The organism is Variovorax sp. Varisp85, assembly GCF_047304045.1.
In the GTDB taxonomy this organism is placed as follows: Bacteria; Pseudomonadota; Gammaproteobacteria; order Burkholderiales; family Burkholderiaceae_C; genus Variovorax.
Genome location: NZ_JBGLYN010000062.1, coordinates 17,238 through 39,516, shown reverse-complemented (window position 1 = coordinate 39,516; position 22,279 = coordinate 17,238). Strand labels below are relative to the sequence as shown.

The 22,279-nt window shown below is 67.7% G+C and carries 22 protein-coding genes; 6 read left to right on the top strand and 16 right to left on the bottom strand.

Going from position 1 to position 22,279, the window contains the following annotated elements; translation table 11 throughout:
• Positions 1–53: 53 nt before the first annotated feature.
• Genes ACCC97_RS21760 through ACCC97_RS21745 form a run of 4 tightly spaced genes read right to left on the bottom strand, consistent with a single transcriptional unit; the run spans position 54 to position 4,369 of the window.
• Positions 54–1,238 carry an acetyl-CoA C-acyltransferase gene (locus ACCC97_RS21760; RefSeq protein WP_413334975.1) on the bottom strand — a complete coding sequence of 395 codons (1,185 nt, stop codon included), beginning with the start codon at positions 1,236–1,238 and terminating at the stop codon, positions 54–56.
• A gap of 45 nt (positions 1,239–1,283) precedes the next feature.
• Entirely contained in the window at positions 1,284–3,104 is a 1,821-nt protein-coding gene (gene aceK / locus ACCC97_RS21755) for a bifunctional isocitrate dehydrogenase kinase/phosphatase (protein WP_007836168.1), read from the bottom strand.
• 29 nt (positions 3,105–3,133) lie between these two features.
• Positions 3,134–3,922, bottom strand: coding sequence for a carbonate dehydratase (gene can, locus ACCC97_RS21750; protein WP_007836166.1), 789 nt, complete (start codon positions 3,920–3,922; stop codon positions 3,134–3,136).
• Between the two features lie 27 nt (positions 3,923–3,949).
• Entirely contained in the window at positions 3,950–4,369 is a 420-nt protein-coding gene (locus ACCC97_RS21745) for a MerR family transcriptional regulator (protein WP_007836165.1), read from the bottom strand.
• Positions 4,370–4,476: 107 nt separating this feature from the next.
• On the opposite strand from ACCC97_RS21745, the gene ACCC97_RS21740 reads away from it, so the two are divergent.
• The 4 genes from ACCC97_RS21740 (at position 4,477) to ACCC97_RS21725 (ending at position 8,623) form a co-directional block, all read left to right on the top strand.
• Positions 4,477–5,547: an MBL fold metallo-hydrolase gene (locus ACCC97_RS21740; protein ID WP_007836164.1), complete on the top strand. Its 1,071-nt coding sequence runs from the start codon at positions 4,477–4,479 to the stop codon at positions 5,545–5,547.
• A gap of 9 nt (positions 5,548–5,556) precedes the next feature.
• Positions 5,557–6,861 carry a leucine-rich repeat-containing protein kinase family protein gene (locus tag ACCC97_RS21735; RefSeq protein WP_007836163.1) on the top strand — a complete coding sequence of 435 codons (1,305 nt, stop codon included), beginning with the start codon at positions 5,557–5,559 and terminating at the stop codon, positions 6,859–6,861.
• Entirely contained in the window at positions 6,858–7,778 is a 921-nt protein-coding gene (locus ACCC97_RS21730; RefSeq protein ID WP_413334972.1) for a pseudouridine synthase, read from the top strand. The genes ACCC97_RS21735 and ACCC97_RS21730 overlap by 4 nt, the downstream gene beginning before the upstream one ends.
• A 74-nt stretch (positions 7,779–7,852) precedes the next feature.
• Positions 7,853–8,623 carry an SDR family oxidoreductase gene (locus ACCC97_RS21725; RefSeq protein WP_056515878.1) on the top strand — a complete coding sequence of 257 codons (771 nt, stop codon included), beginning with the start codon at positions 7,853–7,855 and terminating at the stop codon, positions 8,621–8,623.
• Between the two features lie 18 nt (positions 8,624–8,641).
• Here ACCC97_RS21725 and ACCC97_RS21720 read toward each other — a convergent pair whose 3' ends face one another.
• The 6 genes from ACCC97_RS21720 to glyQ form a co-directional block, all read right to left on the bottom strand.
• Positions 8,642–9,625 carry a M48 family metallopeptidase gene (locus tag ACCC97_RS21720; protein WP_413334970.1) on the bottom strand — a complete coding sequence of 328 codons (984 nt, stop codon included), beginning with the start codon at positions 9,623–9,625 and terminating at the stop codon, positions 8,642–8,644.
• A gap of 17 nt (positions 9,626–9,642) precedes the next feature.
• Positions 9,643–10,410, bottom strand: coding sequence for a lysophospholipid acyltransferase family protein (locus ACCC97_RS21715; RefSeq protein WP_007836158.1), 768 nt, complete (start codon positions 10,408–10,410; stop codon positions 9,643–9,645).
• Positions 10,410–11,003 carry a D-glycero-beta-D-manno-heptose 1,7-bisphosphate 7-phosphatase gene (gene gmhB / locus ACCC97_RS21710; RefSeq protein ID WP_007836157.1) on the bottom strand — a complete coding sequence of 198 codons (594 nt, stop codon included), beginning with the start codon at positions 11,001–11,003 and terminating at the stop codon, positions 10,410–10,412. The genes ACCC97_RS21715 and gmhB overlap by 1 nt, the downstream gene beginning before the upstream one ends.
• 22 nt (positions 11,004–11,025) lie before the next feature.
• Positions 11,026–13,179, bottom strand: a complete 2,154-nt coding sequence (gene glyS, locus ACCC97_RS21705; protein ID WP_413334968.1) for a glycine--tRNA ligase subunit beta — start codon at positions 13,177–13,179, stop codon at positions 11,026–11,028.
• Positions 13,180–13,274: 95 nt separating this feature from the next.
• Positions 13,275–13,826: a metal-dependent hydrolase gene (locus tag ACCC97_RS21700; protein WP_413334966.1), complete on the bottom strand. Its 552-nt coding sequence runs from the start codon at positions 13,824–13,826 to the stop codon at positions 13,275–13,277.
• Between the two features lie 18 nt (positions 13,827–13,844).
• Positions 13,845–14,753, bottom strand: a complete 909-nt coding sequence (glyQ, locus tag ACCC97_RS21695; protein ID WP_007836152.1) for a glycine--tRNA ligase subunit alpha — start codon at positions 14,751–14,753, stop codon at positions 13,845–13,847.
• Between the two features lie 171 nt (positions 14,754–14,924).
• Here glyQ and ACCC97_RS21690 point away from each other — a divergent pair, with 171 nt between their 5' ends.
• Positions 14,925–15,737 (top strand): phosphatase PAP2 family protein, encoded by an 813-nt coding sequence (locus tag ACCC97_RS21690; RefSeq protein WP_413334964.1) that lies wholly within the window; start codon positions 14,925–14,927, stop codon positions 15,735–15,737.
• A gap of 108 nt (positions 15,738–15,845) precedes the next feature.
• Here the strand turns inward: ACCC97_RS21690 and ACCC97_RS21685 are convergent, their stop codons facing one another.
• Positions 15,846–16,916: an asparaginase gene (locus ACCC97_RS21685; protein ID WP_007836147.1), complete on the bottom strand. Its 1,071-nt coding sequence runs from the start codon at positions 16,914–16,916 to the stop codon at positions 15,846–15,848.
• 150 nt (positions 16,917–17,066) lie between these two features.
• Between ACCC97_RS21685 and ACCC97_RS21680 the strand changes: the two genes are divergently transcribed.
• A complete protein-coding gene (locus ACCC97_RS21680) occupies positions 17,067–17,744 on the top strand; it encodes a TetR/AcrR family transcriptional regulator (RefSeq protein ID WP_157609054.1) in 678 nt (225 codons plus the stop codon).
• Between the two features lie 15 nt (positions 17,745–17,759).
• Here the strand turns inward: ACCC97_RS21680 and ACCC97_RS21675 are convergent, their stop codons facing one another.
• The 5 genes from ACCC97_RS21675 to ACCC97_RS21655 form a co-directional block, all read right to left on the bottom strand.
• Entirely contained in the window at positions 17,760–18,071 is a 312-nt protein-coding gene (locus ACCC97_RS21675; protein WP_413315569.1) for a hypothetical protein, read from the bottom strand.
• Between the two features lie 119 nt (positions 18,072–18,190).
• Entirely contained in the window at positions 18,191–20,314 is a 2,124-nt protein-coding gene (locus ACCC97_RS21670) for an SdrD B-like domain-containing protein (RefSeq protein WP_413334962.1), read from the bottom strand.
• A complete protein-coding gene (locus ACCC97_RS21665) occupies positions 20,311–21,138 on the bottom strand; it encodes a hypothetical protein (protein WP_413334961.1) in 828 nt (275 codons plus the stop codon). Before ACCC97_RS21665 ends, ACCC97_RS21670 begins: the two co-directional genes overlap by 4 nt.
• Positions 21,135–21,599, bottom strand: coding sequence for a hypothetical protein (locus tag ACCC97_RS21660; RefSeq protein WP_413334960.1), 465 nt, complete (start codon positions 21,597–21,599; stop codon positions 21,135–21,137). Before ACCC97_RS21660 ends, ACCC97_RS21665 begins: the two co-directional genes overlap by 4 nt.
• On the bottom strand, positions 21,596–22,231 hold the full coding sequence (locus ACCC97_RS21655) for a hypothetical protein (protein WP_413334958.1): 636 nt from the start codon (positions 22,229–22,231) through the stop codon (positions 21,596–21,598). The genes ACCC97_RS21660 and ACCC97_RS21655 overlap by 4 nt, the downstream gene beginning before the upstream one ends.
• Positions 22,232–22,279: the final 48 nt, after the last annotated feature.

Sequence of the window (22,279 nt, the reverse complement as noted above, 5' to 3'; positions counted from 1 at the left end):
CACGGCGGCAATGGCGGTACGGTGGATGGACGGGCGCTTGCCGGCCGTTGCTCTTATAGCAATTCGAGTGCCACGGCGGTGCCTTCGCCGCCGCCGATGCACAGCGTGGCCACGCCGCGCTTCTTGCCGCGCGCCTTCAGCGCATGGATCAGCGTGACCATGATGCGCGCGCCGCTGGCGCCGATCGGGTGACCCAGCGCGCAGGCGCCGCCGTTCACGTTGACGATCTCGTGCGACACGTCGAGTTCGTGCATCAGCGCCATCGGCACCACGGCGAAGGCTTCGTTCACCTCCCACAGGTCGACGTCCTTCACGGTCCAGCCGGTCTTCTTGAACAGCTTGGCGACGGCGCCAACGGGCGCGGTGGAGAACCATTCGGGCTGCTGGGCATGCGTAGCATGGCCGACGAGGCGGGCGATGGGCCTGGCGCCGATCTTCTTCGCGTGCGACTCGGTCATCATCACCAGCGCGGCAGCGCCGTCGTTGATCGACGAGCTCGACGCGGCGGTGATGGTGCCGTTCTCCTTCTTGAACGCGGGCTTGAGGGTGGGGATCTTGTCGAGCTTGACCTTGCCCGGGCCTTCGTCGATGGAAATGATGGTGTCGCCGCCGCGGCCCTTCACGGTGACGGGCGTGATCTCTTCCTTGAACGCACCCGATTCCGTGGCCGCCTTGGCGCGCTGCACGCTCGCAATGGCGAAAGCGTCCTGCTGCTCGCGCGTGAACTTGTACTTGGCCGCGCAGTCTTCGCCGAAGGTGCCCATCGAGCGGCCCGGCTGGTAGGCGTCTTCGAGGCCGTCGAGCATCATGTGGTCGAAGATGCGGTCGTGGCCCATGCGGTAGCCGCCGCGGCCCTTGAGCATGAGGTAGGGCGCGTTGGTCATGCTTTCCATGCCGCCCGCCACCATCACCTCGTGCGTACCGGCCAGCAGCAGGTCGTGCGCGAGCATCGCGGCCTTCATGGCCGAGCCGCACATCTTGCTGAGCGTGACGGCGCCCGCGCTGTCGGGCAGGCCGCCCTTGTAGGCCGCCTGGCGCGCCGGCGCCTGGCCCTGGCCGGCCATCAGGCAGTTGCCGAACAGCACTTCGCCCACGGCGTCGGGCGCGATGCCGGCGCGCTCGACCGCGGCCTTGATGGCGGCGCCGCCGAGGTCGTGCGCCGAGAGTGAAGAAAAGTCGCCCTGGAAGCTCCCCATGGGGGTGCGGGCGGCGCCGACGATGACGATGGATTCGGACATGGAGGTCTCCTTCAGGGATGTGAAAGCGGAATCAAAAACGATCGGTCAAAAATGCGTCGCGTGCCCCTCGTGCTGGAAGCGTTGCGACTCTTCGTACGGAAACACGTCGAGCATCTGCCCGGCCTGGATGCGTTCCTTGTGGTGCTGCCAGAAGGCGGCGTCGAGCAGGTCGGCGTGGTGCGCCATGAAGGCGGCGCGCACGTCGTCGTTGCCGAGCAGGAAGGGCTCGAAGGTTTCGGGGAACACGTCCTTCGGACCCACGGAGTACCAGACCTCGCCGCTCATCTCGTCCTCCTCGTTGCGCGGTGTGGGCACCTTGCGGAACTTGCAGTCGGTGACGTATTCGATCTCGTCGTAGTCGTAGAACACGACCTTGCCGCCGCGCGTGACGCCGAAGTTCTTCCACAGCATGTCGCCCGGAAAGATGTTGGCGGCAACCATGTCCTTGATGGCGTTGCCGTACTCGACCACCGCGCGCTCGAGCTGGTCCTTCGCGCGCTTGGCGTGTGCCGGGCTCTCGGGGCTGGCCAGCGTGTCGAAGGCTTCCTGCAGGTAGATGTTCAGCGGGATCATGCGCCGCTCGATGTAGACGTGCTTGAGCACGACCTCCATTTCCCCGTTGCTGTCGCGGTCGCCGAGCTCGAGCTGGCTGGGCGCGAACTTCCTGATCTCCTCGATCAGCTCGGGCTCGAAGCGGTCGAGCGGAAAACCCACGTCGCTGTACTCCAGCGTGTCGGCCATGCGGCCCACGCGGTCGTGCTGCTTCACGAGCAGATACTTGCCCTTGATCTGCTCGCGCGTGGTGTCCTTCTGCGGCGGATAGAAGTCCTTGATGACCTTGAACACGAACGGGAACGACGGCAGGTCGAACACCAGCATGACCATGCCCTTGATGCCGGGCGCAATGCGGAAGCGGTCGCTCGAATAGTTCAGGTGCGAGAGGAAGTCGCGGTAGAACAGCGTCTTGCCCTGCTTGGCGAGGCCGAGCGCGTTGTAGATTTCGGCGCGCGGCTTGCGCGGCATGAGCGAGCGCAAAAACTGCACCCAGGCCGAGGGCACTTCCATGTCGACCATGAAATAGGCGCGTGCAAAGCTGAACAGCATCTGCATGTCGTCCTCGCCGAACAGCGCCGCGTCGATGTAGAACTTGCCGTGGCTGTCGTGCAGGATCGGCAGCGAGAACGCAATCTCGGTGAAGCCGTTCATGATCTTTCCGACCACGTACGCGCCCTTGTTGCGAAAGAACAGGCCCGACAGCACCTGCAGCTGGAAGTTGGCGCGCAGCTTGACCTGGTGGAAGCGGTTGAGGATGACGTGCGCCACGCGCTGCGCATCGCGCCGCTTGTTGGCATAGCTGCCGAGCAGCGCGAAGTCGTCGAGCATCTGCTCGATGGTGTCGGCCAGCGTGTCGGGCTTGGGGTAGTACGGGCGGTAGGTGGGCGCACCGCGCGGCTCGATGTACTCGGTGCTGATGGCCGGGCGCACGAAGATGAAGTCGTTCTGGAAGTACGCGCGGTGCAGGATCTTCGTGGTCACCGAGTTGAAGAAGGTCTCGGCCAGCTCGGGCTGGTGATGGTCCACCAGCAGGCCGATGTAGTGCAGCTTGACCTGGTGCCAAACGTCCATCGGCTGTTCGCCGGCCTTGAACTCCTTTTCGAGCCGGGCCACGGCCTCGCTCACGCGCAGGTCGTAGAACTCGATGCGTTCGCGCTGTGCGCGCTGCTGGCCGTGCCAGTCGGCGGTTTCGAAACGGTGCTTGGCGCGCGCCGATTCGGCGCGGAACAACCGGTAGTGCCGGTTGAAGCCGTCCATCATCGCCTTCGCGATGTCATAGGCCAGCGGCGAGTCGAGGCGCTGCGGAAACATGGCGACGCGAGCCGATGGAGGACGGCCGTTCAGGCCGCGGCGGGGTCGGCCGTGCCGTTGGCCTCGGGCTGCGGCGTCATGGCCTGCGCCTCCTGCACCGCCTGGTTCACCTGCGTGCCTTGCAGCGTCAGCGACTGGATCACTTCGCCGGGCTTGCTCCACTTGTAGCGGATGCGCTGCACCGCGGCCTTGTAGACCGTATCGAGCGGCTTGGCGCCGTCGACGCTCAGGCCGAGATCCTGCAGCAGGCCATCGTGCACGCCGAAGGTCCAGCCGTGGATGCGGACCTTCTGGCCGCGCGCCCAGGCGTCGACCATGACGGTGCTGACGGCCACGTTGACCACCTGCTCGGCGACGTTGAGCTCGCACAGCGCGTCGACGCGTGCATCTTCGGGCAGGCTCTCGAGCATCACGGCGTGGCGGTCGCGCACGTCCTGGATGTGGCGGATCCAGTTGTCGGCCAGGCCGATGCGCGCACCGCTGAGTGCGGCCTTCACGCCGGCGCAGCCGTAGTGGCCCACGACCATGATGTGCTCGACCTTCAGGTGCTCGACCGCGAACTGGATCGCCGAGAGCGCGTTGAGGTCGGAGTGCACCACGATGTTGGCCACGTTGCGGTGCACGAACACTTCGCCCGGCTCCAGGCCGGTGATCTGGTTGGCTGGCACGCGGCTGTCGGAGCAGCCGATCCACATGTAGCGCGGCGTCTGCTGCTTGACCAGGCTGGTGAAGAAACCGGGCCGGTCGCGCTCCATCTGCGCGGACCAGGCACGGTTGTGGGCAAAGAGGTCGTCGAGGTTATCGGTGTTGTCGGGCATAGTCGGCTATTGTCGATGAGTCGTGTTTCAGGCCTTGGCTTCCGCAGACTTGGCTGCCTTGTTCGCCTTTTGTGCCTTGGCCAGGGTGGCCCGTCCCTTTTTCTCGTGCTCTCGCACCTCCGCGAGGTTGGCCTGCAATTCGGTCAGCTGCGCTTCGAGCTGGGCCCGGTGGGTGCCCAGCACGCCGAGGAATCTTTCCAGCTGCGGCACGGTGTCTCGCGGGCTGTCGTACATGTCGAGGATTTCCTTCGCCTCCGTCAGGCTCAGGCCGAGGCGCTTGGCGCGCAGCGTGAGCGTGAGCCGCGCGCGGTCGCGCGCGCTGTACACGCGCTGCAGGCCGGCGCGCTCGGGCGTGAGCAGGCCCATGTCCTCGTAGAAGCGGATGGCCCGCGTCGTGAGGTCGAACTCCTTCGCGAGCTGGCTGATGGTGAAAGTTTGCGCAGGCATGGCGGCGGTGGTGGCGAAAGGGCGTTACGGGGGCGACAGCAGGTTTGCGCGGCGATCCCTACAATGGTGCCATCAACCCATGACGTTTACGTAAACGTCAATCTTACATGAACCTCCTCGAACGTGAACTCCACTACCCCCTCGGCGACACGCTCCCCGAGCCCGGCGAAGCCCTGGAAGTGGCGCCCGGCGTGCGCTGGATCCGCATGCGGCTGCCCTTTGCGCTCGACCACATCAACCTCTGGCTGCTGCGCGACAGCCTCGACGGCGTCGAGGGCTGGACAGTGGTCGACTGCTGCATCGCGCACGACGAAGCGCGCGCGCAGTGGGAGCAGATTTTCGAAACGCAGCTGCAGGGCATGCCGATCCTGCGCGTCATCGTCACCCACATGCACCCCGACCACATCGGCCTGGCCGAGTGGCTCTGCTCGCGCTGGAACGCGCCTCTATGGATCAGTTCCACCGACTACCACGTGGCCCGCGTGCTCAGCACCAATGGCGACACCCTGGCGGGCGGCGATGCGGCCGCGGCCTTCTTCGGCTCGCACGGCCTGACCGACGCCGAGTCGCTCGCCAAGATCCGCGCGCGCACCAACTACTACGCGAACATGGTGCCCTCGGTGCCCGACCGCTTCGTTCGCATGCTCGACGGCGACGACGTCGTGATCGGCGGTCACGCCTGGCGCTGCATCAGCGGCTACGGACATGCGCCCGAGCACATCGCGCTGTACTGCGACGAACTCAAGCTTCTGCTGGGCGGCGACATGATGCTGCCGCGCATTTCCACCAACGTGAGCGTGCACGCGGGCGAGCCCGAGGCGAACTCGCTGCGCCTGTTTCTCGACAGCATCGACAAGTTCAAGGCACTGCCGGCCGACACGCTGGGCCTGCCCTCGCACGGCAAGCCGTTCCGCGGCATCCACCGCCGCGTCGACCAGCTGCAGGAGCACCACCGCGACCGGCTGGCCGAATTGCTCGAAGCCTGCACGGCGCGTGCCCTGACCGCCGCCGAAGGCCTGCCGATCCTGTTCAAGCGCGAACTCGACCTGCACCAGATGACCTTCGCCATGGGCGAAACGGTGGCCCACCTGCACCTGCTGTGGTTCGCCGGCCAGGTGAAGCGCGAACTCGGCAAAGACGGCATCTATCGCTTCGGACCCAAGGCCGCGACGGCTTAGACTCGCCGGATGGACACGCTGGCTCAGCTGCGCGCGGGCCGGCTGGCAGGCGCAAGAAGAATCGATCTCTCGAGCGGACTCACCGAGTTCCCGCGAGAGGTCTTCGCACTCGCCGATTCGCTCGAGGTGCTGAACCTGTCGGGCAATGCGCTCGACACGCTGCCCGACGACCTCCATCGCCTTCACAAGCTGCGCGTGCTGTTCTGTTCGGACAACCGATTCACCACGCTGCCTGAAGCCATCGGCCAGTGCCATGGCCTCGACATCGTCGGCTTCAAGGCCAACCGGATCCGCACCGTGCCGTCGGCCTCGCTGCCGTCCTCGCTGCGGTGGCTGATCCTCACGGACAACCAGATCGAAGAACTGCCCGGCTCGCTCGGCAATTGCACGCGGATGCAGAAGCTGATGCTCGCGGGCAACCGCCTGCGCGCGCTGCCGCCGTCGATGGCCGGCCTCGGGCAGCTCGAACTGCTGCGCATCTCGGCCAACCGCTTCGAGACGCTGCCCGCATGGCTGCCTTCGCTGCCGCGCCTGTCGTGGCTCGCCTGCGCGGGCAACCCCTTCGATACGCAGGCCGAGGACGCGGCGATCACCGCGCAGTCGGTGCCGCACATCGACTGGCGTGAACTGGCGCTGGGCAGGAAGCTCGGTGAAGGCGCATCGGGCGTGATCCATCAAGCCACCCTCGGCGCATCGCAGCAGGTCGCGGTCAAGCTTTTCAAGGGCGCGGTCACCAGCGACGGCTGGCCGCACAGCGAGATGGCCGCCTGCATCGCCGCCGGCGCGCATCCCACGCTGATCGCCGCGCAGAGTCGCATCGACGGCCACCCCGAAGGCATCGAAGGCCTGGTGATGGCGCTGGTCGATCCATCGTTCGCCACGCTCGCCGGGCCGCCGAGCCTTGCGTCGTGCACGCGCGATGTCTATGCCGAAGAAGCGCGGTGGACATCCGCCGTGGCGCTGCGCATCGCACGCGACATCGCGTCGGCCATGCAGCACCTGCATGCGCAAGGAATTCTTCACGGCGATCTCTATGCGCACAACATCCTCTGGCATCCAGAAGATGGCGGCCGGCTCGGTGACTTCGGCGCGGCGTGGATGACGGGCGCGCTCGATGCAGCGCAGGCGCGTGCGTTCCAAGGCCTGGAGATGCGTGCCTTCGGTTGCCTGCTGGAAGAGCTGCTCGAACGCTGCAACGACGCACCGCCGCAGGCCGTGGCGACGTTGAAAGACCGCTGCCTGCAGCCCGACGCGGCGTCGCGGCCTTCGTTCGCCGAAGCCCTGTCCGTGCTGCGGCGAGCACTGCCGCAATGACCCGGCGCCGACCGCCCCAATTGCCGCTGCCCACGCGCGACGGCGTCGGACCGAGCTGTGTGGGCCTGGTCCACGGCCCCTGGCCGACCATTGCCGAATTCCTGATCGAGCGCTTTCCCGCGATCACGCGCGAGGCCTGGCTCGAACGCATCGAGGCGAACGACGTCATCGACGAGCACGGCGTGCCCGTGACGGTGGCGCGCCGCTATCAATCGCCGCTGCGCGTGTACTACTACCGCACGCTCGACAACGAAGCGCGCATCCCGTTCGAAGAGCAGGTCGTGTTCCGGGACGACGAACTGCTGGTGGTCGACAAGCCCCCCTTCGTACCCGTCACGCCCACCGGCAAGTACCTGCAGGAGAGCCTGCTGGTGCGGCTCAAGCGCAAGCTGGCGCTCGACGACCTCGTGCCGCTGCACCGCATCGACCGCAGCACCTCGGGGCTGGTGCTGTTCTCGGTGCGGCCCGCCACGCGCGGCGCCTATCAGCAGATGTTTCCGGAGCGCCGCATCGCCAAGCACTACGAGGCCGTGGTGCCGTGGTACGAAGGCGTATCGTCGGTGCCCGCCACCTACCGCAGCCGGCTGGTCGACGACGACCACTTCATGCGCGTGCGCGAAGAACCCGGCGAGCCCAACTCCGAAACCCGCATCGAGGTGCAAGAGGTGCGCGACGGCCACGCGCTGCTGAAGCTCTCGCCCGTGACGGGCCGAAAGCACCAATTGCGCGTGCACTGCATGGCGCTGGGCATGCCGATCGTGAACGATCCGATCTATCCCGTGCTGCTGCCCGAAGGCACCGACGACTTCGGCAAGCCCTTGCAGCTGCTGGCCAAATCGGTCGCGTTCCTCGACCCGGTGAGCGGCGACCTGCGCAGCTTCACGAGCCCCCGAAGCCTGACGCTGACACCGAGGTGACGCCCGCGCGGCGCGGCGCACACTAAGCTCGTTTCCTGGACCGATCGCTCATTCATTCAGGAGACACCCGCACCATGGACACCACCCAACTCTTCTCGCTGAAGGGCCGCACGGCGCTGATCACCGGCGGCTCGCGCGGCATCGGCCGCATGATCGCCGAGGGCTACCTGGCCCAGGGCGCGCGCGTGTACATCTCGGCGCGCAAGGCCGCGGCCTGCGACCAGACGGCGAAGGAGCTGTCGGCGTTCGGGCATTGCGTGTCGCTGCCGGCGGACGTGTCGACGCTCGAGGGCGCGCAGGCGCTGGTCGATGCCTATGCGAAGCACGAAGGCTCGCTGGACATCCTGGTGAACAACGCCGGGGCCGCCTGGGGCGCGCCATATGAAGAGTTTCCCGAGAGCGGCTGGGACAAGGTGGTGGACCTGAACCTGAAGACGCCGTTCTTCCTGACGAAGGCGTTGACGCCGATGCTGAAGAAGGCGGCCACGGATCACCTGGCGAAGGTGATCAACATCGCATCGATCGACGGGATTTCCGTGAATCCGCAGGAGACGTACTCGTATGCGGCGAGCAAGGCGGGGCTGATCCAGCTGACGCGCCGCATGGCGTTGCGGCTGGCACAGGACCGCATCGCGGTAAGCGCGATTGCACCCGGCGCATTCGCCTCCGACATGAACAAGGACGCTCGCGACCACGGGGACGAGGTCAAGGGCCGCATCCCCGCGGGGCGCATCGGCACACCGGAAGACATGGCGGGCGCGGCCATCTACCTTGCCTCTCGGGCTGGGGACTATGTGATGGGGTCGACGCTGGTGGTGGACGGAGGCGTTACGCACGCGCGCTGAGCGTGCCCGAGAAATGCCTCAGGACCAGCGGGGAACCGCTTCGTCCTTGAGCTGCTGGCGCAGCAGGTCGTAGTCAGGCATCACGCTCCCGACCGTTTCCCAGAAGCGGTGCGAATGGTCCATCACGCGCAGGTGGGCCAGTTCGTGCGCGACCACATAGTCGATCACGGGCATGCGGAAATGAATGAGCCGCCAGTTGAGCCGGATCGACCCGTCCGCGCTTGCGCTGCCCCAGCGCGTGGCCGCGTTCGACAGCGACAGCTTCTGCCAGCGCACACCGAGCAGCGGCGCGAAATGATCGAGCCGCTCGATGAACAGGCGCCGCGCCTGCCGCATGAGCCAGGCCTGTGCCGCATCGCGGATCTGCGAAGGCGCAGCATTCTGCGCCACCGCCAGCCGCAGGATGCGCGGCCCCGTGCCGTCACCGGCATCGAGCGTGCCGCCGACGCTGGCGAAGCCGTGCTTCGGGTCGAGCTGGATCACCACCGGCTCGCCGAGGAACGGAAACCCGGCCCCATCCCTCCACTCGATGCGCGTGGCTTCGACGCGCGCATGACGCTGCTGCGTTTCAGCGAGCTTGCGCAGGATCCAGTCGGACTTCTCGTGGATGGCCACATCGACATCGCGCAGCGCCACCCATCGCGGCGCGCGCACCGACAGGCCTTCGGCACCGACGAGAAAGCCGATGGTCTTGCGCTTGCCGCGCTTGAATTCGTAGGCCACGCGCGCAGAGCCGAGCACCACCTCGCGGGTGGCTTGAGGGTGCGCGAAGTTCGCGAGCGCCAGCGTCTCGGCAAGCGGAACCGCCGGCGGCGAGGGCACGGCGTGTTCATCGTCCGGCGCCGAAGGCGCCATGGAGTGAGGAGCAAGAAGAGTCGCCGGCGGTGCCGCAGGCTTCGGCTTCTTCGCCCTGCGCGGCCGCGCCGGGACGGGTGCCGGCGACGCGAACTCGCTGCCAAGCCCTTCGAACAGGTCCATCGTGAACTGAAGCAGTCGCCCCATGCCAGGCTCTCTGTTCCTCAGCTCACCGCTTCTTGCGCAGACTGCGGGCTGTCGACATAAGCCTCGGGATCGAGGCGGCGCATCTCGGCCTCGATCCAGGCCTCGACCTCGCGCATCAGCTCGTCGGGCTTGCGGCCCACGCTCGAAATGGCCGGGCCGATGGACACGTCGACCACGCCCGGGCGCTTGATGAAGGCCTTGCGCGGCCACACCTTGGCCGACGTCACCGCAACGGGAATCACCGGTACGCCGGTCTCGCAGGCGAGCCGCGTGCCGCCGCTCTTGTAGGTGCCCTTCTGCCCACGCGGGATGCGCGTGCCCTCGGGGAACATGATGATCCAGATGCCCTGCGCGAGCAGCTTGCGGCCCTGGTTCACCACCTTGTTGAAGGCCTGCGCGCGCTGGCTGCGGTCGATGTGGATCATGTCCAGCCGCGCCATCGCCCAGCCGAAGAAGGGCACGTAGATCAGCTCCTTCTTGAACACGTAGGCCAGCGGATGCGGCATCAGCGTGGGCATCAGGAAGGTCTCGAGCGTGGACTGGTGCTTCACCAGCAGCACTGCGCCCGCGAGCTTGTCGGTCGGCAGGTTTTCCATGCCGCTCACGCGGGTCTTGATGCCCAGCAGCACGCGCGCGCCGCCGATGGCCCAGCCGAGCCAGCGCTCCGCCATCCAGTAGAGCGGAATGCCGCGCTTCCACAGCGAGCTGACGCACATGATGATGCCCCAGGGGATCACGGTGACGAGCATCCACAGTGCGTGGAGAACGGAACGAAAAAACGCCATCAGACAGTCACCTGCAGTGCAGCCCGCGCTTCGCGCGCAAGCAAAAAATCAACAAAAGCGGCGAGATCGTCGTGGACCAACGTGTTCGCCGGATATTCGGAAGGCAGCGGATCGATGCCGCGGCAGGCCGCCCCCATGCCCGTGAGCAGCAGGTGCGGCTCGCAACCGGCGGCCGCGCCCGCCTGCAGGTCGCGCAGGCTGTCGCCGCAGGTCGGGATGCCCTTGAGGTCGATGCCGTAGCGGTCGCCGATCTGCAGGAACAGGCCCGGCTTGGGCTTGCGGCAGTCGCAGTCCTCGTCGGGGCTGTGCGGGCAATAGAACACCGCATCGACCTTGCCGCCCACCGCCGCGAGCATCTTGTGCATCTTGGCGTGCATTGCATTGAGCGAGGCCATGTCGAACAGGCCGCGGCCCAGGCCCGACTGGTTGGATGCCACCACCACGTGCCAGCCCGCATGGTTGAGCCGCGCCACAGCCTCGAGAGCACCAGGCAGCGGCGTCCACTCGATGTCGCTCTTCACGAAGTCTTCGCGGTGCACGTTGATCGTGCCGTTGCGGTCGAGGATGACGAGTTTCATGACGGTGCCGCCCATGGTGGTGTTGCCGTAGGAATGTTCAGACGGCCAGCCGCTCGAGCTGCGCCACCCGGTTCATCGCGGCGTGCAGCGACATCAGCAGGCCGAGCCGATTCAGGCGCAGGTCGGCCTGTTCGGCGTTGACCATCACGCCGTCGAAGAAGGCGTCGACCGGCTCGCGCAGCGCGGCCAGCGTCTGCAGCGAGGCGGTGTAGTCGCCGGCCTCGAATTGCGCGTTGGCGGCGGGCACGACCTGCGCCATGGCCGCATGCAGCGCCTTCTCGGCCGGTTCGTGCAGCAGCAGTTCGCTGACGTGCGCGTCGGCCTCGGGGGCCTTCTTGAGGATGTTGCCGATGCGCTTGTTCGCGGCCGCCAGCGCGGCGGCGGCCGGCAGGGCGGCGAAGGCGCGCACGGCGGCCAGCAGCTTGGGCACTTCGCCCAGGCGCTGCGGGCGCGGTGCCAGCACGGCTTCGACTTCCTGCGCGCTGGCGCCCTGCTCGCGCAGGGAACCGGCGAGCCGGTCGTAGATGAAATCGACGACCTGGCTCACGTCTTCCGCGGCCTTGTGCAGCGGGAACTGCCCCGTCTTGCCGATGGCGTCGTCCAGCACGGTGCGCGCGGCGCTCACCAGCTTGCTCAGATCGAGCGGCAGGTCTTTCTCGACCAGCATGCGGATCACGCCCAGCGCATGGCGGCGCAGCGCGAAGGGGTCGCGGTCGCCGGTGGGCAGGTTGCCGATGCCGAACATGCCGACCAGCGTCTCGAGCTTGTCGGCCAGCGCCACCACGAGGCCCACGGTGTTGCGCGGCAGCTCGTCGCCGGCGAAGCGCGGCTTGTAGTGGTCTTCGATGGCGTCGGCCACCGAGGCGTCCAGGCCGTCGTGCAGCGCGTAGTAGCGGCCCATGGTGCCCTGCAGCTCGGGGAACTCGCCGACCATGTCGGTCACGAGATCGGCCTTGGCGAGTTGAGCGGCCTGCGTGGCGTGCGCGGCCAGCGATACATCGCCGAGCTTCTCTGCGATGCCGCGCGCGATGTGCATCACGCGCTGCACGCGCTCGCCCTGCGTGCCAAGCTTGTTGTGGTAGACCACCTTGCCCAGCGACTCGACCCGCGAGGCCAGCGACTTCTTGCGGTCCTGGTCGAAGAAGAATTTGGCGTCGGCCAGGCGCGGGCGCACGACGCGCTCGTTGCCTTCGACGACCGCGCTCGCATCGTCGGGGCTGATGTTGCTGACCACCAGGAACTTGTTGGTGAGCTTGCTCGACGCATCGAGCAGCGGAAAGTATTTCTGGTTGGCCTTCATCGTGAGGATCAGGCATTCCTGCGGCACTTCGAGGAACTCGCGCTCGAAGCTGCAGACCAGCACGTTGGGGCGCTCGACCAGCGCGGTCACTTCGTCGAGCAGCGCATCGTCGTGGATGGGTACCGAGCCGCCGCCGACCTCCACTGCCGCCGCGGCCAGCTGGCGCGCGATTTCGGCGCGGCGCGCCTCGAAGCTCGCGATGACGGCGCCGTCTTCCTGCATCTGCAGCGCATAGCTGTTGGCATCGCGCAGCGCGACCGGATCGACCGCCGCCTCGAAGCGATGGCCGTGCGTCTCGCGGCCGGCCTTCAGGCCCAGCGCCTCGATGGCCACCACGGTGTCGCCGTGCAGCGCGACGAGGCCGTGCGCCGGTCGCACGAAGCTCACGCTGGTCCAGCCGGGCAGCTCGCTGCCTTCTTCGAGCTGGTAGCTCATGACCTTGGGAATCGGCAACCTGGCAATGGCTTCGGCCAGCGCCTTCTGCAGGCCCTCGGCCAGCGTGGCGCCCTTGGCGGTGCTTTCGTAGAACAGGGCTTCGGCCTTGCCGTCCATGGCGCGCTTCAGGCCGGGCACGGCGGAAGCATCGGCGCCCAATGCGCCCAGGCGCTTGAGCAGCGCGGGCGTGGGCTGGCCCGAAGCATCGAGGCCCACGGCCACTGGCATGAGCTTTTGCGACACGGCCTTGTCGGCGGCGCGCTCGGCCACGTGCGTGAGGTGCGCAGCCAGGCGGCGCGGCGAGGCATAGGCGGTGAGCACGGCGCCGGATGCGGCGAGCCCTTGCGCCACGAGCTGGTCGCGCAGCACGCCGGCAAAGGCATCACCGAGCTTCTTCAGCGCCTTGGGCGGCAATTCCTCGACAAACAGTTCGACAAGAAGGCTGGCAGACGACATGGCTCAGAGCGTTGTTGGAAATGGGCCGCGAGCGGCACCGGTCACGGGCACGCAGCGAAGCGGCACCGTGGAGGGGAAAGAAGAAAAGACCGAATTCATGCGGCAACGGCGCCATGGCGCCGCTCCACGGATCGACGCGCAACCAGCGCGAGCACCGCGGCCGCCAGCAGCGGCGCCCACACGGTGGCCATCTCGTTGAACAGCACCTGCGCGCCGCGCGGCGAGAAGAACTTTTTCAGGGCGATCGGCGACACCTCGATGGGCCGCCATGAACTGAAATAGCGCACGTCGCTGAACGGCCAGAAGAAGGCGATGCCGATGCCGCCGTTGGTCAGCATGTCCAGCAGCGGATGCGACACGGTGCACAGCGCAATCCACGCCCAGCCCGCCGCCCGGCGCGTGCCCCAGCGCGGCGCGAGCCACCAGCCCGCAAGGCCCAGCAGCAGCGCGAACACCAGCGTGTGCGTGAAGCCGCGGTGGCCCGCCATGCCGCCGTAGGCGATGCCGAGCTTGAAGGCCAGGCCGTCGAAGTCGGGCGCGATGGACGCCAGCATGCCCGCGAGCAGCGCCGGCACCGGCACGCGCCGCGTGCCCAGCGCAATGGCTGCGCAGACAGGTACGGCGACGTGGGTGAAGACGGTGGGCATCGGGCGTGCTGTGGTGTATCAGGCCGGCTTCCTGGGCGGCATCTGCGCGACCCATTCGCGCGGCGCCATCGGGAAACCAAGGCGCTCGCGGCTGTCGTAGTAGCTCTGCGCCACGCTGCGCGCGAGGTTGCGGATGCGGCCGATGTAAGCCGCGCGCTCCGTCACGCTGATGGCGCCGCGCGCGTCCAGCAGGTTGAAGCTGTGCGCAGCCTTGAGCACCTGCTCGTAGGCCGGCAGCGCGAGCTGCTCGGTCATGAGGTTCTTGGCCTGCTTCTCGTGCGCAGCGAAGGCGGTGAACAGGAACTCGGCGTCGCTGTGCTCGAAGTTGTAGGTCGACTGCTCGACCTCGTTCTGCTTGTAGACGTCGCCATAGCTGAGACCATCCGTCCACGTGAGGTTGTAGACGTTGTCCACGCCCTGCAGGTACATCGCCAGGCGCTCCAGGCCGTAGGTGATTTCGCCGGTGATGGGCTTGCAGTCGATGCCGCCGACCTGCTGGAAGTAGGTGAACTGCGTCACCTCCATGCCGTTGAGCCACACCTCCCAGCCCAGGCCCCAGGCACCGAGCGTGGGGTTCTCCCAGTCGTCTTCCACGAAGCGGATGTCGTTCTTCTTCAGGTCGAAGCCCAGCGCTTCGAGACTGCCCAGGTAGAGCTCGAGGATGTTGCTGGGCGCCGGCTTGAGCACCACCTGGTACTGGTAGTAGTGCTGCAGTCGGTTGGGGTTCTCGCCGTAGCGGCCGTCCTTGGGGCGGCGGCTGGGCTGCACGTAGGCGGCCTTCCAGGGTTCGGGGCCGAGCGCGCGCAGGAAGGTGGCGGTGTGCGAGGTGCCCGCGCCCACTTCCATGTCGTACGGTTGCAGCAGCGCGCAGCCCTTGTCGGCCCAGTACGACTGCAGTTTGAGAATGATTTGTTGGAAGGTCAGCATGGCTCTGCGTGAAGGCGGCCGCCCGGCGGGAGAAGGACCCGCGGCGCAACGAACCGGCTATTTTACGAGGCAGTGGGCGGTCAGGAACGGCCCGCTATGCTCGACCTCCCCTTTGAAACCCCTGCCGACACGCCGTGATTCGCCTGCGCCTGCCGTCCGCCCGCCCCGCCCATGCCCGTTGAAGATGCCGCATTGATCGCCCTGGGAGAGCGCCTCGGCGCCCAGGCCTGGCCCGGATTCCTGGTTCTTCTGGTGATGCTGACCGTGGCCGCCGGCCTCGCGGCGTGGGGCTTCGAGCACCTGCGGCGCCGGCATGCGGCGCAGCCCGAGCCGGGCGCCGGACTGCTGTTCGGCGGGCTGGCCATTGGCACGGCGTCTGTGATCGCGCTGGCTTGGCTGTTCGCCGAAGTGGCGGAAGGCCTCGGCGACGGTCGGCCCATGGGCCTGCTGGACGAGACGATCAGCCGTGCCGTGGGCGCGCACACGCCGCCGGTCGTGAGGGAGGCGTTCTCATGGCTCACCCACATGGCCGACCCGATCGTCGCGGTGCTGGTGTGCGCCGGCGTGGCGGTGGCGCTGTGGCTTCGCGGGCACCGCGGTTTCGCGGCTGGCTGGGTCGCGGCCATCGCCGGCAACGGGGTGCTGAACCACGTGCTCAAGCTCATCTTCGAGCGCGCTCGGCCGGTGCACGACTTCGGCTTCGCGCAGGTGTCGGGCTATTCCTTTCCGAGCGGCCACAGCTCGGGCTCGATGGTGCTCTACGGCATGCTGGGCTACTTGGGACTGCGCATGCTGCCGCCGCGCTGGCGGGTGCCGTCGGTGATGGCGGCAACGGCAGTGGTCGTCACCGTGGCCTGCAGCCGCATCTTCGTGCGGGCGCACTTCCCGAGCGACGTGCTCGCGGGGCTGTGCTCGGGCGGTGCCTGGCTGGCGATCTGCATCGCGAGCATCGAGTACGCACGGCACCATCGCGGCAAGCAATAGAGGAGCTGGCGGAGGCGGCCGCCGCCGGGCCGCCCCAAGGCGAGCCGCGCCTCCCCCTCGGGGGGTGGCGGATTACACGCCGCGAAGCGGCGTGAAAAGCCGGGGGGCTCAATACTCCCAGAAGATGCGCTGCAGTTCCTTGGTGTTGTTCGTCTTGGTCAGCGCGACCATCGCCAGGATGCGCGCCTTCTGCGGACGCAAGTCGTGCGCCACCACCCAGTCGTACTTGTCGTCGGGCTGCTCGGCATTGCGGATCACGAAGCCGTCGGGCACGCGGGCGCTGCGGATCACGATCACGCCGTCGGCGCGCGCCTTCTGCAGGTTCGGCACGATGCGGTCGGCCACCGAGCCATTGCCCGTGCCGCCATGGATCAGCGCCTTGGCGCCGCTCTTGGCGATCGCGTCGATGGCCACCGACGACACGCCTTCGTAGCCCATCGCGATCTCGACCGGCGGCAGCGCGTTGATGCTGTCGATGTCGAACTCCGAGTTCATGGTGTGGCGCTTGACCGGTGCGCGGAACCAGTAGTTCCTGCCCTCGACGATCATGCCCAGCGGACCCCACTGGCTGGAGAAGGCGTTGGTCTTGATGTTGACGTTCTTGCTCACGTCGCGGCCGCTGTCGATGTTGTCGTTCATCGTCACCAGCACGCCCTTGCCCATCGCGTCCTTGCTGCCCGCCACGTTCACCGCGTTGTACAGGTTGAGCGCGCCGTCGGCCGACAGCGCCGTGCCCGGACGCATCGAGCCGACGACGATGATCGGCTTGCTGGTGTGCACCGTCAGCGTCAGGAAGTAGGCGGTTTCTTCGAGCGTGTCGGTGCCGTGCGTGATGACGATGCCGTCCACGTCGGCTTGCTTCGACAGCGCCGACACGCGCTTGGCCAGCGTCAGCAGGTTGTCGTTGGTGAGGCTTTCCGATGCGACCTGGAACACCTGTTCGCCGCGCACGTTGGCCACCTTGGAGAGCTCCGGCAGGCCGGCGATCAGCTTCTCGACGCCGACCTTGGCGGCCGCGTAGGTGGCGCTGTTGACGGCCGAGGCGCCGGCCCCGGCGATGGTGCCGCCGGTGGCGAGGATCACCACGTTGGGCAGCGCCTGCTGCGCCTGCGCGAGCGCGCTGGCCGCCAGCATTGCGGCGCCGGCCGCAAAGGCACGGAAACGGGGAGAAAGGTACATGGAGAACTCCTGTGTTGAGGTGGAATCTTTCGAGGCGGCGAGGAAGATACATGAATCGTGCCGGCATGCCCTGCGCGTTCATGCCGGCATGGCATGTGGTCATGCGCGAGGGATTACCATCGGCCGCGCGCACCGCGCCTTCCCGCCATCATGACTGCCGATCCAGCCGCCCTCCCCGTTTCGACCGCCCAGGAAATGCCCGCCCCCGACGGCCCGCTGTCGCGCGCTCGGCCCGGGCGCGAACGCATCATGGCGGCGATCCGCGCCGCGGCGGTCACCGAGTTCAGCCTGCACGGGCTGAAAGGCACCTCGACCCAGGCCATCGCGGCGCGCGCCGGCCTCACCAAGCCCCAGCTGCACTACTACATCGCCGGCAAGGAAGAGCTCTACGAAGAGCTGCTGATGCAGGTGCTGCATGCGTGGAAGGTGGTGTTCTCCTTCGAGGACGCGAGCGACCCGGCCACGGTGCTCGGCGGCTACATCCGCAAGAAACTCGACCACGCCTTCGACAGCCCCGAGATGTCGCGCATCTTCACGCGCGAGATCCTCGACGGCGGCCGCAACCTCGACCGTTACTGGCCCAACGCACGGGCCTGGACGCAGAAGAAGATCGACGTGATCAACGGCTGGATCGCGCGCGGGCAAATGCGCCCGCTCGACGCGCGCATCCTGCTGATGCACATCTGGGCCATGACCCAGAGCTATGCCGACTACGCGATCCAGACGCGCGTGATGCTCGGTCTGCCGCCCGACGCGCCGATCGATCGCGAGCCGATCGCACGGGAACTCGTGGCCTTCGTGTTGAACGGTTGCGGCATCGAGGGCTGAGCGGACCGCTCATTTCTACAGCCCGTGAACAATCCACGCGCCCGCCGCCGGGTTGCGCAGGCTCAGCGTGTTCTCACCGAGATTGGAAAAACGGTACTCGCGCCCGCCGAGCATGATCGACTTCATGTTGGTCCAGACGCGGTATTGGTAGCCCTCGGCGGTCGGCGTGACCTGCAGCACGCGGAACACGGGCGGCACGGTCACGGTGATGCGCAACCGCGCCGTCGCGGCATTGCTCCCAGAGCCGTTGTCAGCCACGCACAGCATTGGCGCGAGCAGCAAGGCGGCCAGCGCGCCGCGCCCCGAGTGAAGCCAGCTTCCCGTCATAAGGCCCGATCCCTCGTAAGAACATGGGGGCCGGGCGCTGCATGGGCGCCCGATCTCCGGATATCGGCAGCAACGGGAAGAAATATAGGCCGGGAACGGCTTTCTTGCTTGGGTCTTTGCTAGCGGTCCTTCTGGATCGCGAAATCGGACACGGCGGTGCCGCGCACGCGGATGTCGACGCGCTGCGTGGACGAACCCGGGCTGCTCCAGGGCAGGGGCAGGGTGTCCTGGACCAGTTCGACCTCGTGGCTGCCGCCGGCCACCGACGGGAAGCTGTAGAAGCCCTGCGCATCGGTCTGGGTCACGTAGCGGCGATCGATGCGCACGGTGACGCCGCCCACACCGCCCTCGTTGGCTTCGCGCCGGCCGTTGTTGTTCTGGTCGAAGAACACGCGGCCTTCGAGCCGGCCGTCGCCGAGGCCTGGCGCGCCGCCGATGGGGGCGCTGGCCGAGCCGGCGCGGCCTTCGTAGCGCAGCACCAGCATGAACGAGCGGGTGGAAGGCACGATCAGCGTCGGCTGCAGCGTGGCGGCCGTGAGGGCCGAGACCACCGCGGGGTCGAGCGCCTCCTGTCCGCGCGACGCGGTGGCCTGGGTGATGAACGACCAGCCGCGGCCCAACGGCCAAGCCAGCCGCGCGTTGGCGCTGAGAAAGCGCGTGCTGTTGCCGCCGAGACCGTTGCTGCCGCGCAAGCTCAGGTCGAGCCTCGCACCGGCCACCAGCGGAGTCGTGCCGAGCACGCCCCAGTGCACGGTGCGCAGGCTGCCGCCCGATCGGTTCGATTGCTCGACGGCCAGCGAAGTCGAGAACGTCTGCGCCTCCCCGACGCGCCAGGCGTGGTCGATGCCGGTGCGCAGGACGCGCAGGTCGACGCCGTGGGCCGCGTCGGTACGCCATTGTGTATAGCCCCAGTCGGACTGGTGCTCCCACGTCACCTGCGCCGACTGCGCGGCGAAGGAGCCGCTGCGTGCCGCCACGTTGCCCGAGACCGCATCGCGCGAATCGAAGCGGTAGCGGCCGAACATGTTGGCGTAGAGCGAGCGGCGCTGAGTGCCGCTCACGCTGTCGCTCAGTTCGACATTGCCGCCCAGTTGCCATTGGCGGGTGGAGATGTCGCCGCGCCACGAGGCGCCGCGCAGATTGTTGGGCAGCGTGTCCGAGCCCCAGCGCAGCGAAGGCTGGAAATAGAACATCGAGGCGCTCTGCTGCAGCCAGTCGGTGCGCCAGGCCGCGTCGAGCCAGCCGCCTGTGGCCGAGTCGAAGGGCGCTTGCGAAGACGCGTCCGACGGTCGCCCCGCGCTGTGCACGAGGTTGGCCTGCACGCGCATGCCACCGATGCGGTCGCCGATACCACCGGTGCCGCTGCCGATCGTGTCGGCCCAGGGCGCGAGGCCCTGCCACGAGACTGCGCTCCACAGCGTGCGGGTATCGCGCGCGTATCCGGTCAGGCCGCTGGTGTTGACGTTGCGCGCCTCGACGAACTGCACCGCTGCGTCGGTGCGCCCCAGAGCCATGGGGCCGTCGCCGCCAGCGATCTGCGTCTGCGCGCCGACACTGGCAGCCGTACCGCGGCCGGCCGAGAAGCCTTGGAACGCCAGCCCGTCGAAGTAGCCGAGCCGCCCGGCCGAGGCATTGAACTGCGTGCGGCCCGGCTGCTCGATGCTCACGGACGCGCCCTCGATCGGCAGGCTCGGCAGGAACACCCGGCCGATGCCGCGCGCCAGCGGCGTGCTGCCCATGTTGATGTTGCCGACCGAACTGTTGCCGAACCAGCCGCCGTCGAAGGGCATCGCGCGCTGATCGACGCGCCAGGTGCTGCCGTTGCGTGCGGTGAAGGGCACCACGCTGTACGGCGAGCCGCTGCTGCCGAACACGCCGTAGCCGTACACCGGTGCCGGGTTGCGGTTCAGGTTGAGGTTGGCGGAAAAGGCGCCGTAGTTGGGCGTGTCGAGGAAACCGGAGAAGGTCAGCGTCTGGCTCTGCGTCTTGACGGCGCTGTTGCTCTGCCGGTTGGATTGCAGCTCTGCGCTCCAGCCGCGCGGCCAGCCGGTGCTGGGTTCTTCGGCCTGCGGGGCCTCGGGCACGACGGGACCCTCTTCGAGCACGCGATCGACATACGCGGCGGCGACGGCCGATGGCGGGTTGCCCGCCGTTGCCGGCACCTGGGCCCACGCACCCGCGCCGGCCAGGGCAGTGCCCGCGCCGCAGAGTCCTAGCGCGGTTTGCAGGGCCCGCTTCCTCATTGACCGAAGCGTTCGTTGACTTTGAATGAGCCGCTCTTGCCCCATTCGAGCGAGCCGGTCACGGTGACCGGAAAGCGCACCGTGACGGCCGCATCCGTGTCGCCAGGCCGGGTCGCGGTGAGCGCAATCTCGCGTGTCTCGCCCGGCATGACCGGCGTGGTGGCAGGCTGGAATTCGAGCCGCGCGCCGCTGGCATCGGTGCCGTTGAGGAAGCCCGCGAGCCGGCCGTGCGCCGTGCCGGTGTTGCGGATGCGCAGCACCGGCAGGTCCTTGCCGTTCACGGTCTTCACGGCAGTGCCGGCGATGTCGAGCACGGGCTGAACATCGCCGATCGCCACGTAGGCGATCACGCCGATGCGCGCGGCCATCGCCACCGGCGTGCCGGGCGCGTTGGTGTGCTCCTTGCCTTCGATCAGCACGGCGAAGCGGCACTCCACCGGCGGTGTACCGGCCGGCGGCGTGACCTCGAAACGGTAGCGATAGGGTTTGCCCGCGGCGATGCTGAGTTCGCGGCGCTCGATGGCCACCCAGGGCCGGCAGCTGCCCGGCGCCAATTCGTCGCTGAAGTCGACCGAGCCGTCGGGCTTGAGCGTCCAGTCGGCGGTCTTGAAGGTGTACTCGCCCTGTCGAGCGTCCGAGTGGCTGAGCTCGATCACGTCGCGCACGCGCTCGCCGGGCTTGCCGCTCAATTCGAAGCGGGGGGGCGAGACGGCCAGCGCGAACTGGGCCTGCGCGCCGGTGCCCACGAAGGCGGCCGAGGCGGGGAATGCCACCAGCGCCAGTACGCGCAGGAGGCGGGAAGAAAAGCCGATCGCGCGCTTCATGGCGTCATCTCGATCTCGAAGTTGAATTGCAGCGACTGGGCGCGCTCGAGCGCGCGTCCGTCGGCCGTGAGATTCAGCAGGATGGTTTCCTGCAGGAAGGGTTCGCGCACGATGCCCTCGAAGACCAGCACGCGGTCGCCGCCGCGCATGGAGCCCGGCAGCAGCCGGCCCTGGGTGCGCCAGGTGGCGACCAGCCGTTCGTTCTCGGTGGGAGCCAGCAGCATGTAGATGCGGGCTTGGCGCATCACCCACTGCGACAGGTTCAGGCGCAGCGCGACGGAGACCTGTCCCTCGACGGTGTTGTCCGCAACGCGGCCGGGCACGGGCTGGCGCCAGCGCATCGGCGTGACCGGCTGGCCGACCACCGTGCCGGTGTCGTCGACGCGGTAGGTGGCAGCGCCGGCCTGTGCGGCAAGCAGCGCCAGCAGGGCAACGGCGAGCGCGCGGCGGGCGTTCTTCATGGGGCCGTCAACGTGTAGGTTGCGGTGCCGGTGAAGGTGCCGGACGGCACCATGCCGGGATTGGTGTAAGTGAACAGCAGGCAGCTTTCCGACCAGGTGTTCTTGGCCACGGAGACCAGCGTGAGCAGGGTGCTGCTGAACGAACCGCTCGGAATCTCCGAGTCGTACTGGCCGCTGCCGGTGCCGGTCCAAGAGATGGTGCTGAATGGAATGGTGGCGCTGCCGCTGGACAGGTTCGCCGGCGTGCTCACGGTCAGCGTCGCGCTGTTGTTGGAAGAACCGGTGGTGCGAAAGAAGCTGCCGACATAGACCTTGCCTGCAGGGGTGCAGTAGGCCGCGCCGTCGATCGGGCTGGCCATGACGGTGCTGTCGGTGTTCATCGTCTGCGCGGCGGCGCCGGTGAACAGCGCCGCCACAGGCACGGTCACGGTCACGTTGTTCTGCGTCGAGTTGTTGCCGGCAGAGTTGGGGTTACCCTGAGCCATGTTGCCCGCGCCGACTTGCAGGTACAGCGAGCGCGATGCAGAGGCAATGCCCACCGTGTAAGCGTGCACAGGCATCAGCGCGCCGAAGGCGGCCACGAGGCACGCCGCGAGACGGAGCTGTTCGAAGGAGGGACGGCGCAATGTCAAGGGGTTCTCCCGAGGCTGGAAAAAAGGCGGCGCCAGGCCGCCTTTTTT